Genomic DNA, 13,422 nt, shown 5'->3' with positions numbered 1-13,422 from the left:
GATTGCTCAAAGATTTGTAAATGAGAAATTTTCATAATAATTGATAATTTTTATATCTAAGCGCTATTTTAATGAATGCAGGCGTTCGCCTTTCCCACATCATTTATCTTTTCATATAGATATACTGTCAATGGCCATTGAACAAATGAAAAAAAGGAGCGTTGTTACGAATGAGCAAAGGATACGGATACGGCGGTGGATTTGCGTTAATCGTCGTATTGTTTATTTTACTAATTATTGTTGGCGCCTCTTGGGGTGGATTTGGTTATTACTAAAACAACAAACTCCCACTAAAAAACTCCCAAAGGTTTATCCTTTGGGAGTTTTTTCATCGCAGTCTTTCTTTTTATTTATTATTATCTAATTTTTTATTCAGTTCCTCTTGTGCTTTGCGGATCGAAGCCATTTCTTGTTCTAATGTCTCCAATTTTTCTCTGATCGGTGTTAATGCTTCTCCAAGTAACCGTTGCAAACGTAGTGACTTTTCATTATCTTTGTACTCCATCATTTATTTCCTCCTTGTTCGTATTGTAGAAAAAAGCCATGACTAAAAAACATGTTCTATCATTGTATCGATATGAATTTCCGTTGTATTTAAAAGCGGGAGAGTGACATCTTGATCGTTTAAAATCATCGGAAGCTCTGTACATCCTAATATCAATCCATCAATATTTTCTTCTTCCATCATTGTATTAATAACACGAAGAAACGCTTCTTTTGTTTCTTGTTTCACGATACCATTTTCTAACTCTTCGACTATTTTTTCATGGATGAACATTTGGTCTTGCTCGTTTGGAACGATCACTTCTTTCTCGTTCGCTAAAAAAGGCTTTTTAAAAAAATCGTGCTCCATCGTGAATTTCGTACCGAGAAGCCCGACTTTTTTCATCCCTTGTTCTACGGCCTTTTCATAAGTTGCTTCCACGATGCTAATCATCGGAACATTTACTTTATTTTGGACGTCAGCAAAGACAATATGAGGGGTGTTCGCGGAAATGACAACAACGTCTGCACCAATTTCCTCCAACTTCTGTGCCGCCTGTCCTACATAATCAATTAAATCAGTCATTTTGTTTTCGTCGATAAAGCGAAAAATATTGTACATATTAATGCTGTTAATAAATAGTTCAGGGAGTACTTTATTGCTGTTCATTTTGTTTTGAAATTTTTTAATAAACGTTTGATAATACTCAACGGTTGATTCCGGTCCTAGTCCGCCGATAATACCGACTCGTTTCATCAATTGCCTCTCCTCTCCAAGATTTTAAAATGTATTTTATATACATATTATCTCATAACATTAATCTCTTTGAAAGGTCTGTTATGCAAAAAAGAGATGCTCCCAAATGTGAGAACATCTCCAACTGTCAATACCCGGATTCTTCCGATGTATAATTATCAAGCATCTGAAAATGGTGTTGTTGTAACGGTTTTTCAGCTGGCCCTTCCACTACTTCCCCTTTATAAGTAAAACGTGAACCATGACATGGACAATCCCACGTCCGATCTCCACTGTTCCACTCTACTTCACAACCGACATGGGTACAGGTCGTATCTACTACAAATAATTCTCCCGTTTCATCTCGATATGCACCTTTTCTCTGTCCATCAACCGTAATAATTGCTCCTTCTCCAGGTTGAATATCTTTCACTTTCGTTTTTGGAAATTGTAATTTTCCTTTCATGAAATGTTTCATGAAATCAATATTTTCCCGTAAGAAATTTTTTAAGCTAGGATCAGCATAAAAACGAGACGGTTGGTACAGTGATTCATAGGGAGAACTTGCGCCAAGAACAATACGACTCATCAATTGGGCAGCGGCCGTTCCATTGGTCATTCCCCATTTGCGAAAACCTGTCGCAACCAAAATGTTCGGATTGTTTTCTGTAATCGGTCCAATATAAGGAAGTTTATCCAAAGTCGTTAAATCTTGAGCTGACCAACGATACGGGATGTTTTCTACCGTAAATAAGTCGTGCGCAAATTTTTCAATCGCGCGGTAATGATTCATCACATCGGTTCCTTGTCCTGTTTTGTGACTTTCTCCTCCGACAAGTACCATTTCTTTTCCATCAACGATGATAGAACGGAGGGAACGATTCGGTTGATCAGCGCTTAAATACATCCCACCAGGATATGTTTCTTTTGTTTCCGCCACCAATGCATATGAGCGATCGGCATACATACGAGCAGAATACAGCCCCATCCCTTCATAAAAAGGAAAATGAGAACAGATCAGCACCTGTTTTCCTTTTACTCGGTATCCATCCCGGGTATGAACAATCATTCGATCTTCTTTTTCTATATTCACTGCCACTGTCTCTTCATATATAAGTCCGCCGTTGTTTTTCGTTTCTTCGACTAATACTCGTAAATATTTTAGCGGATGAAATTGCGCTTCTTGTCTCATGACGAGCGCTTTTGTGACGGGAATCGAAAAGGGAATATCATCCACTAATTCCCCTGGAATGTTTAATTTTTGATACGCTTCATACTCTTTCTGAAGTTTACGCGCGTATTCGTCCGTTGTTGCATATAAATAAGCATCTTCAACTTGGTAATCACAAGAAATCCCTAACGAATCAATCGTCTTCTTTATAAAATTCCCTGCTTCTGTCACTGCTTCATAGTATAGGCGAGCATTCGTCTGACCGAAATATTGGATGTACTCATCGTAAATCAACCCATGTTGCGCGGTGATTTTTGCGGTAGTGTGCCCTGTCGTTCCATTTAACAGGCGACTTGCTTCTAACAAAGCAACTTTTACGCCATCTTTTGTAAGTAAATACGCTGCAGTAATTCCGGTGATTCCTCCTCCGACAATCACAACATCTACTTCCATATCTTCCTGTAACGAAGAAAAGGACGAAAGATCAATATCTTCCCTCCAAAAAGACTGTGATGATTCCGGTAAAGATTCGCTCACATTGTCCACCTTCCTTCTCTACGATTCCAACTGTACGCTTAACATAACCGCGTCTACACGAATCTATACCTTTTCAAAAAGAAAAAGCCAGCAAATGCTGACTTTCTATTCTTCATACACTTTTATATGATTGTAAAAAGTATCTCGCTCTACTGGAATACGGTTCGCGTTTTGAATTAAATGGATTAATTCTTTGCGCGTCATTCCTTTTGGTGATAGTGCTCCCGCTGAGTGACTGATTCGCTCTTCTAAAATCGTTCCGTGTACGTCAGACGCTCCGAAGTGTAACGCCATTTGCGTCAGCTGTGTTCCTAATGTAATGAAGTATGCTTTAATGTGCGGGAAGTTATCAAGCATGAGACGGCTGATCGCAATCGTTTTTAAGTCTTCCACGGCTGTTGTGCGTTGATATACTTTGGCTTTTGCTTTCTTCGGTTGTACTGCAAGAGGGATAAATACTAAGTACCCGTTTGTCTCGTCTTGTAATTCACGGAGGTAGACCATATGTTGCAGGCGCTCTTCCAATGTTTCAATCGATCCATACAACATCGTTGCGTGGGTTTTAATCCCAAGGGAATGAGCGGTACGGTGCACTTCTAACCATTGATCCGTCGTCGCTTTATTCACACTCATTTTCTTCCGATAACGTTCTGATAAAATTTCCGCTCCACCGCCAGTTAAAGAAGAAAGACCTGCGTCTCGAAGCTCTTTTAACACTTCTTCATAACTGAGTCCGCTAATTCTTGAGAAAAATTCAATCTCCGCACCGGTGTATGCTTTAATCGTCACATCGGGAAAATGTTCTTTCAATGTGCGAATCGATTCTACAAAATAGTCAAATGGCACTTCCGGGTTGTGTCCCCCAGTAATATGAAATTCCCGCACTCCCGGTGTGATTCTTTCTTTCACTTGTTCCACCATTTCTAAAGGGGAATATGTATACGCCCCTTCTTCCCCCGGTTTTCTTTTGAAATGACAAAAAGCACAGGTAGCTTCACAAACATTTGTAAAGTATAAACTCATATTTTCAATAAAATAAACGTTTCTTCCATTCTTTTTTAAATTCACTTCATTTGCCAATTGACCAATCGTAAGCAAATCATCAGACTCATATAAAAACAAACCATCATCTATCGACAACCGTTCCCCATGCGCTACTTTTTCTTTAATTTCATTCATGCGTGCGGTAGCACTGTTTTGGATTAACAAAAAAAACCCTCCCTTTTTCAACTAAGGAAACTAACATTCTACTTCATTAAGAATAACATATTTATAGAATAAATGGTTATGAAGACAGTTCGCTTTAAATTTTTCAACCTTAGCTTTTTCCACATGAAAGTATGTATTTGGGTAAAAACGAAAAAAGAGAGCTGCTACACTCTCTTTTTTCTGCGAACGTATGCTTATTAATGTTGAATAAACCGCATGGAATGTTCTATATGGTTGTCTTGATTCGTATTCCGCCAACGAATAAATTCAAATACACTTTTACAGTCATGACAGTAAAACTGGCGAACAAGTTGGGCTGTCCCGTACGGAGAATACAAGCTCACATGGTCAGAGTCACAAAAGGAACAAATGATTTTATCTTTGTCATCCACTGGCAACAACACCTTTTTGTTTCAAGCGTTGTACTCTGCTTTGGAACCGTTCTAACAAGTTTTCATTTCCTAAATATTCTTTCAGCTCACTTGCAGATTGTTGCACTTCTTGAAACCATTGTTCCACTTCACTCACGCAATCATTTAAATCTTGCGAAAATTTCTTCGGAACATGACCTTCATCATTCAATAATTTCATCGCCCAGCTTTCGGAGAACAAGCAATGTTCTTTATGCTCGAGATATAATTTATTCAGACGGGATTGAATGTCCGAATGACCGCTTTTCATCATCGCGTCAAACAAAATGTCAATGGCGACGTTCGTTGTGAAAAATCCCGCGATTAATTTGACCAAGCTATTAATTTCTCTTACTTCTCGAAAAGACTTTCCCGTCTCCTCTTTAATGTCTGGCTTTCTTCCTTCCTTTCCTTCTAAATCAAACACCCAGTGATATAACAGTCTCGCGTGACCTAACTCTCCTTGTGCCATCGCAACGGCAGATAAAATCGATTCCACATCCGCTCCGCTAAAACCGACTTCTACTAATCTGTCCCCTAACACATACTTATTATCAGCAATCGTTTCCACAATATTGATAAACTGATCTTTACTCATTACACTTTCGCTCCTTTTACACGAGTTTCGTAGTTCATGACACTCTCTGAGAGCGCAACTCTTAGAAAATCTTCCTTATTGACAACAAACATCTCGTACCAATCTTCTTCGTCATACGTATAATTTGCATACACTTTTGCCAAATTGTCTGAGTCCGCATCGACAGATCCGATGAACATCAAATCGTCTCCACGCTTCGCTCTTGTGAAAACATAATATTCTTTTTCTTCTTTATGCATCCTTTCTCATCCTCCATTTCTTCATTGAAATCCATTGTTTCGTCTATTAACTAACTTTATTTCGAAGCGCCTCTAACTCTTCATAACCTTTTGTTAATCTATTCACAAATTCCTCGTTTTGTGGTCCTCTCTTCTTAAAGCGTTTAATCACATTTTCCCACGTATCCGGCTTGTCAAAGTGCCACTTTTTATTTTCTACGTCAAACTCACAAGGGAAAGGAACGTCTAACACATACTTTTCTTGTTCCTCATCATAGTGCGCTGGAACTTTTACGCCGATTTTTTCACAAAACGGAACTGCGGTAGATAACCATACTTGTCTTAGCTCGTCATTCGTTTTCCCTTTCAAGCTATATTCAAGCTGTGCTGAGCGACTTTTGAGATTATCAGCCACTCCGAAGAATTCTAATGCCATTAAAAACATCCAGTCCACTGCTTCTTGGACTTGTTTCGCTGTTTCCGGATTTTTCATTGCATTTCTCATGATGACTTCCCCGTTACGCAAATGGAACAATTCTTCCTTGTCTACTTTCACTAATGCTCTTTTCCAAGGTCCATATGTTGTATGTTGAAAAGCATCTCCCAATAACGTGTAACCAGCGCGATCAAAAAAGGCATTAAATACTCCTAACTCAATCCAGTTATCCAATTTAAAATCAAAAGCATACGGGTTTTTCCATTGATGGGGTTCTCTTTTAAACATCAACGATTCAATGTCTTCTCCTAAATCTTTTAACAAACGCCACGCAATGTGGGCATGCCCAATTTCATCTTGCATCACAGCAAGCGCGGTAATTTTTAAGTTCAAGCTTGGTGCTTGATCATAAACCGTTAGTAGCGGTGGTACACTTAACAATTCAGTATCCGCCACAATCGTCAATGTTTGTTTTAACGCTTCAAAATATTCATCATTCATATCTTCCTTCTTTTCGACAATGAAACCTTTTTCAATTTTCTTCAACAATTCTTCTCTGTCCATAAAAAATACATCCTTTCTAATCATTGTGTTTTTTAAACCTTCGCTTATATAACGTAATATAATATCCCTCAGGATGAATGTCAATGGTTTTTGTTAAAATTCAGACATTTTACTATAAACATAGTAAATACATCACTTCAATATTTTGATCATTTATGTGTAAAATCATTGTTTTGTTATGTTTTTTTGTCTTTCGTTAAATATAAAAGCTAATATCATCCCTCTTGCTTTTTTCTTTCTCATGTAATACACTATTTAAAAAGTTATTTCATACTATTCTTATATGTTTTATTTTATCTATCATGAAAGAGAGGTTTCGACGATGACTACACCTATCGTCTCTTTCCAACACGTGTCAAAAAAATTCCAAGATAAATTAGTATTAAACGATATCACTTTTACGATTGAAGAGGGAGAGTTTATTTCTATCTTAGGGAAAAGCGGTTGCGGAAAAAGTACCCTCCTTAATCTGATTGGCGGCTTTGAAGAGCCGTCTTCAGGAAAAGCTCTGCTTCACAATCAACCGATCCGCACAGGAAGAAATTGCATCATGCTCTTTCAAGAATACGGACTGCTTCCGTGGAGATCGGTAATAAAAAATGTAGAGCTCGGTTTAGAATCGTTACAACTTTCACAGGAAGAGAAAAGAGAACGGTCCAATTTTTACGTCCAACTCGTCGGATTAGAAGAAAATAAATATCAATTCCCTCACCAATTGTCGGGCGGAATGAAGCAACGGGTAGCCATTGCTCGCGCTCTCGTAATGCAACCGGAAATATTGTTAATGGATGAACCTTTTGCCGCGCTTGATACGTTTAATCGCTACTATCTTCAAGATGAATTGCTGCGTATCCAAGAGAGGGAAAAAACAACAATCGTGCTTGTCACCCATGATATTGATGAAGCAATTTATTTATCAGATCGGATTTTCATTATGAACTCGGGCCCCGGTCATTTGCAAAGGGAGCTAGATATCACTCTCGCAAAACCGAGAGATCGAAGTAGTAGTGATTTTCAGTATTTTCGTAAAACGATTTTTGAACACTTTCACTTTGACCACCCTGAACAACCGATTGAATACAATATTTAGCTTCATCCGTTATAGAAAGGAGTACCATCATGTCTTCCCTTCGCAAAAAAGTGTTTCTTTACTTGCTCATTCCATGTCTTCTGCTTACTCCTGCATGTAGTTTTGGAACCGCAGCGGAGGAAAAAGAAACGTTAAAAATTGGTTATTTACCAATCACCCATGCTGCCCCGTTATATATCGCAAAAGAACTAGAAGAAGAATTACTTCACGGCGTGGAAGTTGAACTCATTCGTTTCGGTACGTGGATTGATCTCATGGATGCGCTCCAAGCCGGTCGTATTGACGGGGCTTCGGTTTTAATTGAACTGGCGATGAAATCTCGGGAAAAAGGCATCGACTTAAAAGCAGTCGCGCTCGGTCATAAAGACGGAAATGCTATCGTTGTCTCCCACGATGTCCATGAAACAGAAGACTTGCAAGGACAAACGGTGGCAATCCCACATACGCTCTCATCCCACAACATTTTGTTGTATGACATGTTAAAAAAAGATGGCCTCAGCTATCAGGACGTCAATATTGTTGAAATGCCACCTCCGGAAATGCCGTCTTCTTTAGCAGCAGGTACCATCGCGAGTTACATTGTAGCAGAACCGTTTGGCGCCATTGGCGTGACCCTTGATCAAGGGAAAGTCCTTTATCAGTCGGAAGAAATTTGGCCTCATTCTTTATGCTGCGCTCTCGTTTTGCGCAATGATGTCATCGAAGCGCATCCTGAGCTGGTGCAATCATTCATCAACGGATATGTGAAAGCGGGAGAGCTTGCGGAAGAAGAAGAGCACGTCCATTCCATCCACCATGAATATTTAAATGTGGAAGAGGAAGCCCTCGCTCTTTCGCTTGAGTGGATTTCTTATGAAGATTTTCGCATTGAAGAAAAAGATTATGATGTATTAGTTGATTCTTTACTTGAAATGGAGCTTATGGATGAACCCCCTCTTTACGAAGATTTCGTCGATTTAACGTTTTTGGAGGAGGCATTAGCACAATGACAATCATCAAAACGAACAAAACCGTCCAAGTAATCATTTCCGCCTTATTATTTATTACGGTTTGGCAACTGATGATATGGGTGGGTGGTTACGAAGAAGCACTCCTTCCATCTCCTTTCACAGTAGCAAATAGTTTATGGGAACTACTCATCACAGGAGAATTGCTCACCCATTTACAAGTAAGCTTTTTTCGTTTCCTTGCCGGTTATTTGGTAGCGGTTTTGCTTGCGGTCACCCTCGGTCTTTTTCTCGGTCGCTCGCCACTTGTATGGGCGATTCTTGACCCGATTGTGCAAGTGATTCGACCAGTGGCACCGATTGCTTGGACGCCATTTATCGTTCTCTGGTTTGGCATTGGTAGTATCCCTGCAATGATCATTATCTTTATTGCCGCTTTCTTTCCGGTGTTGTTATCAACGGTGTCTGCCGTGAGAAAAGTGGACCCGATTTATTTAAAAGTTGCTGAAAACTTAGAAGTAAAAGGTTCGTCTCTTTTGTTTAAAATTATTTTTCCAGCCGCCTTCCCATCTATTGCGAACGGCCTTCATATGGCCCTTGGTACCGCTTGGATTTTCCTCGTAGCAGGAGAAATGGTTGGCGCACAATCTGGACTTGGATACTTTATTATTGATTCGCGAAACGCATTAGATTTAGACCACGTACTTGCAGGTATTTTAGTAATCGGACTAACGGGACTTCTCCTTGACCGAGGAATTCGCTTATTTGAACGATGGGTAGAAAAACAATGGGGCATTGAATCAAAATAGATGGTTGATTTTTTACTCCCAATATCATAGTATATTGATAAGAATTTAATTTCATTCTATTTTTATATGAATTAAGGAGGAATTATCGGTGGGATTATTTTTAATAGAAACAAAGTTAACTGAGAAATTGGAGAAAACGGATGTTCAAACAAAGGTAGAAAAGCTAGAGCAATCATTAGAAGAAGCAAATTTGATTGAAGTACAAGTGGCAAAAGATTTTTCCCGTACTTTCTTCATTTTTGAAACCGACAACGAAGAAAAAGTATCAAATTTATTGAAAGAGCAACAATTTGAAGTGGACCTTGTAAAACCAGTGCGAATTGTTGGGCAAGATCTTGAAGAAGCGAAAAAGAAAGCGCAAAACGCGAACTACTTAGTGGAGTGGAATTTACCGGAAGATTTAACAATGGAACAATATTTAGAGCGGAAAAAGAAAAATTCTGTCCATTATGCGGAAGTTCCAGAAGTATCTTTTGAGCGGACGTACGTCTGTGAAGATATGTCTAAATGTCTCTGTTTCTATGACGCGCCGGATGAAGATGCAGTAAAAAGAGCACGCGAAGCTGTGAAAACACCAATTGATTCGATTACAGAAATTTCTTCCAAGTAAAATATGAAAAGAAAGGAGAGAAACGTCCTATGTTAAAAGAAATTTCTCCCAAACATCGTGCCGTTTCTTATATTCAAAAAGAGTTAAAACCACTCGTTCGCTCCATTGATATGAAACATTACTATCCAGCGTCATTTCTGAAAGGATTAGGAGAAAGGGGTTTTTTCTCGTCCGGAGATCTTTCTTACGAGGACGTTTTTCTCCGTGAAAGTCAACTTGTGGAAGACGTCTCTAGAGTATGTATGACGACAGGGTTTTTAGTTTGGTGCCATTTAGCTGCACTTACTTACGCACGACATACAACAAATGAGCATATCCGGAAGGAATTATTACCGAGGTTAGAAAGTGGAGAAATTCTTGGTGCCACCGGCCTATCCAATCCAATGAAATTTTACGGAAAGTTAGAGAAGCTTCATTTACATGCGGAACGAGTAGCGGAAGGATACGTCGTGTCTGGTTGTTTACCGGCCGTGTCGAATGTACAAAAAAACGGTGAGCATTACTTCGGCTTCGTCGCCCACACTGACACCGGCAACCGCATCATGGCCTTTGCTCCGTGCAACTCGACAGGATTAACGATGAAAGAAAAGAGGGATTACCTCGGGTTAAACGGAAGCGCGACGTTCGTTTGTCAGTTTGAAGCGGTTTTTATTCCCGATCAATATGTCATTAGCGAAGATGCGGATGCATTCGTGTCACGAATCCGTCCTTTCTTCCTTCTCTATCAAATTCCGATTGGACTTGGCGTCGTCCGAGCAACGATTGAATCTATTCACCGGGCAAAAAAGAAACAAACTGGAGTCAATGCATACTTACCAGTACAAGCAGAAGATATTGAACAACAATATAATAAGACAAAAGCTTCTTTCCAAACGTTCCTTCAGTCATCTGAATTAGACTGGAAAGGAATTGCTAAAACGAAACTTGAAACGGCATATTTAACGTTACAAGGGACACAAACAGAGATGCTCCATAACGGAGGAGCCGCCTATTTAATGAAAAGTGACCCATCGAGACGGTTACGCGAAGCTTACTTTTACGCAAATTTAACTCCAACAATTAAACATTTAGAAAAAATAACGCATTAAATCTTTGGGCTATCCCATCAGTGAAATGACTGAAGGAATAGCCCTTTTTCTTTTATGCCATGAGACCATTCAGGATAGCTTTCATGAAAAAATACGTCCCATCAACCTTTTTATACGACCACAAAAGTTCTTTCTCATTGTAAAACAAGTCGCATGAAACCATTTTTGCGCTAGATTTTTCCTAATATTTTCCTTTTCTAGCACTCATATGACCCTTTCACACCTATTTTTTTAAAAGTGTCGTATAAACCGTTCATGGAACGCTTTTTCTCTTTATTACACCGAAATTGGTCTCATTACCATTGAAAATGCTTCAAAAATCATAATTACTTCCAATTTTAGATCTTATAAGACTTCTACAAGAGAAACTCGCGCTAAAAAGGAGCTGTCCAAAAAGCATGACTGGTGACTTTTTGGACATTTTTTGTTACGCTTCACCAAAAATTGCTTCTGGAAACGCCTCTTGGCCGAATCATGGCATGTTTCCAACACCAAATTGTTGATGGAAGTAAGTCATGGATAGTCATGCCATCGTTTCATATAAAAATAGCGAATGGAAGCAAGTCATGGATCGCTCATGCCACCGTTTCATTCAAAAATAGTTTGTGGAAACAAGCTATGAATGGATCATGGCACCGTTTCAATCCAAACACCATTGTGAAAGCAATCCATGTACGATGAATGGCACCGTTTCAGCGCTAAATGATTGTTGAAAGGAAATCTCGATTTATTTTTCAGGACTTATTAGACAGCCTCTTATTCCTTTCCCTTATGGAAAAATTCGTCTCCACCTTTTATCGTAATTTTTCCAAATCAAAGTGTGGTACGATTCCTTCGTCTTTCGCTCGTCCAAGGAGCACTTCGATGGCTTTATATCCTTCTTCTCCTAAATTGGCGGTATATTCATTGACGTACAATTCAATGTGAGACTGGGCAACATTCGGAGACATTTCTTGCGCGTGCTCCATCACATAATCACGGGAAGCTTCAGGATGCTTCCACGCATACTCTACCGAAGCCCGAATCCACTTTGCGATTTCCTCATGATGAAGATCTCTACGTGCAATGATCGCACCTAGGGGAATCGGATGCCCTGTATCTTTTTCCCACCATTCTCCCAAGTCTTCAATTAAATGAAGTCCGTACTCTGGATAAGTAAAACGAGCTTCATGTATGACGAGTCCGGCATCCACCTCTCCTTTTTCTACCGCTGGCATAATTTCGTGGAAAGGCATGATGCGAATTTCTCCTACTCCGTCCGGGACATGTTTTGCAACCCAGAGCCGAAACAACAAATACGCAGTCGAGCGATCACTTGGAACTGCCACGACTTTCCCCGTTACATCTTCTGGGCGTCCTTCCTTTTCTTTTTGTAACACGAGAGGACCACACCCGCGACCGAGCGCACCGCCACATGGAAGTAAGCGGTAATCATCTAACACCCAAGGTAGTGCCGCATAAGACACTTTCATTATTTCCGGTCCTTCTCGGTTTGCCGCCCAATAGTTCGTTTGATCAATATCCGCATAGGTGACATGAAACTTTGGTGTATTCGGAATCAATCCATGTACTAACGCATGAAAAACAAAAGTATCATTTGGACAAGGGGAATAAGCAATATTCATGAAAAAACCTCCACAAGAGCTGGCGCCGCTTGTTCTAACAGTGCGAGCGCTTCTTTTATTTTCCATTTTTCTCTATCTCTCGGTCCGACGACATTCGAAATGCTACGCCATTCAAAAGCCGGTACATTGTAAAGACGGGCGGCAGCAAGCACGCCGTACCCTTCCATTGCTTCTGCCTTCGCCGTAGGAAACCTTACTTTGAGAAGCTTCGCGCGAGATGCTGTTCCAGTCACTGTGGTCGTTGTTAAAATGGCACCTTCCGTGACGTCTAGTCTTAATTTTTCCAATGAGCGGACCGATCTTTCCACTACTGTTTGATCACAAGCTAAACGAGATACTCCTAAATCAAGTTCTTCTAATGAAAGAAAACCTTTTTCCGATTCCGCTCCGAGGTCCGCTGCAATGATCTCATTGGCAACGACAAACGATCCAACCGGAGCTTCTTCTACAAAACCCCCGGCGATACCGACGTTTACAACCGCTTGATATGTATGTTGGGAGAGTGCCACCGCGGTATTTGCTGCCATTTGCGCAATACCTACTCCACCAACGATGACTTCTATCGCACTATTTTTTGGCAACCCGCGCACCACTGCCTCTTTTTCCGCCTCTACCGCTGTTACCACCAGTGTAGCCATTGAAGTGATTTCCACCACCTTTCCTTTTATCATACCATGTCCCTCTGTGAACTACTCGTCATTGAAATGACGAGCTTCCAGTTCTACGCCACGAACTGTTGTCCGTTAAACGTATACACTGTCGGTGTGTCCAACACCACTACTGATTGAGATAGGGAGTCTATCTCTTTCAGATACTTTTTGCCGATGTTCATTGCACCGTTAACATCGGCATTGAGGGTAGCATGACAGTCTTTGCATATATACAATCCAC

At 40.1% G+C, this 13,422-nt stretch carries 17 protein-coding genes; 7 read left to right on the top strand and 10 right to left on the bottom strand.

Annotation, left to right across the window (positions count from 1 at the left end; genetic code table 11):
• Positions 1-170 precede the first annotated feature (170 nt).
• Complete coding sequence (locus GJS40_RS02990; RefSeq protein ID WP_270896041.1) at positions 171-275, top strand: YjcZ family sporulation protein; 105 nt, start codon at positions 171-173, stop codon at positions 273-275.
• Positions 276-346: 71 nt separating this feature from the next.
• Here the strand turns inward: GJS40_RS02990 and GJS40_RS02985 are convergent, their stop codons facing one another.
• From GJS40_RS02985 to GJS40_RS02950, 8 genes are all read right to left on the bottom strand, one after another.
• Positions 347-505 (bottom strand): hypothetical protein, encoded by a 159-nt coding sequence (locus GJS40_RS02985; protein ID WP_270896039.1) that lies wholly within the window; start codon positions 503-505, stop codon positions 347-349.
• A 42-nt stretch (positions 506-547) separates the two neighbouring features.
• Positions 548-1,240 carry an aspartate/glutamate racemase family protein gene (locus GJS40_RS02980; RefSeq protein WP_270896037.1) on the bottom strand — a complete coding sequence of 231 codons (693 nt, stop codon included), beginning with the start codon at positions 1,238-1,240 and terminating at the stop codon, positions 548-550.
• A gap of 127 nt (positions 1,241-1,367) precedes the next feature.
• Positions 1,368-2,936: an FAD-dependent oxidoreductase gene (locus GJS40_RS02975; RefSeq protein ID WP_377902063.1), complete on the bottom strand. Its 1,569-nt coding sequence runs from the start codon at positions 2,934-2,936 to the stop codon at positions 1,368-1,370.
• Between the two features lie 96 nt (positions 2,937-3,032).
• Complete coding sequence (gene mqnE, locus GJS40_RS02970; protein ID WP_270896092.1) at positions 3,033-4,106, bottom strand: aminofutalosine synthase MqnE; 1,074 nt, start codon at positions 4,104-4,106, stop codon at positions 3,033-3,035.
• A 227-nt stretch (positions 4,107-4,333) separates the two neighbouring features.
• The gene (locus GJS40_RS02965) at positions 4,334-4,528 is read right to left on the bottom strand and encodes a PaaD-like zinc ribbon domain-containing protein (protein ID WP_270896034.1); all 195 of its coding nucleotides are present in this window, start codon (positions 4,526-4,528) and stop codon (positions 4,334-4,336) included.
• Positions 4,521-5,144 (bottom strand): Phenylacetic acid catabolic protein, encoded by a 624-nt coding sequence (locus GJS40_RS02960; protein ID WP_270896032.1) that lies wholly within the window; start codon positions 5,142-5,144, stop codon positions 4,521-4,523. Before GJS40_RS02960 ends, GJS40_RS02965 begins: the two co-directional genes overlap by 8 nt.
• Positions 5,144-5,383, bottom strand: coding sequence for a hypothetical protein (locus GJS40_RS02955; RefSeq protein ID WP_270896030.1), 240 nt, complete (start codon positions 5,381-5,383; stop codon positions 5,144-5,146). Before GJS40_RS02955 ends, GJS40_RS02960 begins: the two co-directional genes overlap by 1 nt.
• A gap of 46 nt (positions 5,384-5,429) precedes the next feature.
• A complete protein-coding gene (locus GJS40_RS02950) occupies positions 5,430-6,362 on the bottom strand; it encodes a Phenylacetic acid catabolic protein (RefSeq protein WP_270896029.1) in 933 nt (310 codons plus the stop codon).
• A gap of 322 nt (positions 6,363-6,684) precedes the next feature.
• On the opposite strand from GJS40_RS02950, the gene GJS40_RS02945 reads away from it, so the two are divergent.
• The 6 genes from GJS40_RS02945 to GJS40_RS02920 all read left to right on the top strand — a co-directional run bounded on the left by GJS40_RS02945 (position 6,685) and on the right by GJS40_RS02920 (position 11,587).
• Positions 6,685-7,452 carry an ABC transporter ATP-binding protein gene (locus GJS40_RS02945; RefSeq protein ID WP_270896028.1) on the top strand — a complete coding sequence of 256 codons (768 nt, stop codon included), beginning with the start codon at positions 6,685-6,687 and terminating at the stop codon, positions 7,450-7,452.
• Between the two features lie 29 nt (positions 7,453-7,481).
• Positions 7,482-8,441, top strand: a complete 960-nt coding sequence (locus GJS40_RS02940; protein WP_270896026.1) for an ABC transporter substrate-binding protein — start codon at positions 7,482-7,484, stop codon at positions 8,439-8,441.
• On the top strand, positions 8,438-9,208 hold the full coding sequence (locus GJS40_RS02935; RefSeq protein WP_270896025.1) for an ABC transporter permease: 771 nt from the start codon (positions 8,438-8,440) through the stop codon (positions 9,206-9,208). The genes GJS40_RS02940 and GJS40_RS02935 overlap by 4 nt, the downstream gene beginning before the upstream one ends.
• An 88-nt stretch (positions 9,209-9,296) precedes the next feature.
• The gene (locus GJS40_RS02930; protein WP_270896023.1) at positions 9,297-9,818 is read left to right on the top strand and encodes a DUF4242 domain-containing protein; all 522 of its coding nucleotides are present in this window, start codon (positions 9,297-9,299) and stop codon (positions 9,816-9,818) included.
• Between the two features lie 29 nt (positions 9,819-9,847).
• A complete protein-coding gene (locus GJS40_RS02925) occupies positions 9,848-10,906 on the top strand; it encodes an acyl-CoA dehydrogenase family protein (protein WP_270896022.1) in 1,059 nt (352 codons plus the stop codon).
• 405 nt (positions 10,907-11,311) lie between these two features.
• Positions 11,312-11,587, top strand: coding sequence for a hypothetical protein (locus tag GJS40_RS02920; RefSeq protein WP_270896021.1), 276 nt, complete (start codon positions 11,312-11,314; stop codon positions 11,585-11,587).
• A 113-nt stretch (positions 11,588-11,700) separates the two neighbouring features.
• Here the strand turns inward: GJS40_RS02920 and GJS40_RS02915 are convergent, their stop codons facing one another.
• Positions 11,701-12,531 (bottom strand): 1,4-dihydroxy-6-naphthoate synthase, encoded by an 831-nt coding sequence (locus GJS40_RS02915; RefSeq protein WP_270896019.1) that lies wholly within the window; start codon positions 12,529-12,531, stop codon positions 11,701-11,703.
• Entirely contained in the window at positions 12,528-13,202 is a 675-nt protein-coding gene (locus GJS40_RS02910; protein WP_270896017.1) for a futalosine hydrolase, read from the bottom strand. The genes GJS40_RS02915 and GJS40_RS02910 overlap by 4 nt, the downstream gene beginning before the upstream one ends.
• Positions 13,203-13,422: the final 220 nt, after the last annotated feature.

The organism is Aliibacillus thermotolerans, assembly GCF_027853235.1.
GTDB classification, from domain to species: Bacteria; Bacillota; Bacilli; order Bacillales; family Marinococcaceae; genus Aliibacillus; species Aliibacillus thermotolerans.
Note: the sequence above shows the minus strand (reverse complement) of the source record. Positions and strands in the feature narration are given on the sequence as shown.